The organism is Bradyrhizobium sp. P2_E8 (assembly GCF_056403875.1).
In genome coordinates, this window is the sequence record NZ_JBFUES010001758.1 from 1 (window position 1) to 768 (window position 768).

Annotated in this window: 1 protein-coding gene; it reads left to right on the plus strand. The window is 62.0% G+C overall.

All coding sequences use genetic code 11. The annotated features are described in order from the left end of the window. Positions 1–694 (plus strand): glutamine synthetase family protein (locus AC1D00_RS43720; protein ID WP_477015013.1); only part of this gene is annotated, 694 nt, incomplete at its 5' end. Between the last annotated feature and the right edge of the window lie 74 nt (positions 695–768).

The window sequence follows — 768 nt, forward strand, 5'->3', positions numbered from 1 at the left end:
CAAATACTGCATCCACCAGGTCGCCCACATCTACGGCAAGACCGCCACCTTCATGCCGAAGCCGGTCTATGGCGACAACGGCTCGGGCATGCACGTGCACCAGTCGATCTGGAAGGACGGCAAGCCGGTGTTCGCCGGCAACAAATACGCCGACCTGTCGGAGACCTGCCTCCACTACATCGGCGGCATCATCAAGCACGCCAAGGCAATCAACGCCTTCACCAACCCGTCGACCAACTCCTACAAGCGTCTGGTCCCGGGCTATGAGGCTCCCGTGCTGCTCGCCTACTCCGCGCGCAACCGTTCGGCCTCCTGCCGCATCCCCTACACCGCTTCGCCGAAGGCCAAGCGTGTCGAGGTGCGCTTCCCCGATCCGCTCGCCAATCCCTATCTCGGCTTCGCCGCGATGCTGATGGCCGGCCTCGACGGCATCAAGAACAAGATCGATCCGGGTCCGGCGATGGACAAGGACCTCTACGACCTGCCGAAGGAAGAGCTGAAGCAGATCCCGACGGTGTGCGGCAGCTTGCGCGAGGCGCTCGAGAACCTCGACAAGGACCGCGCCTTCCTCAAGGCCGGCGGCGTGTTCGACGACGACTTCATCGACAGCTACATTGAGCTGAAGATGACCGAAGTCGAGCGCTTCGAAATGACCCCGCACCCGGTCGAGTTCGACATGTACTATTCGGGCTAAGCGGCCCGAACTGAATGCGACAGGCAAAAGGCGCTCCGCGAGGAGCGCCTTTTCGTTTGTGATCGACCCTTGTC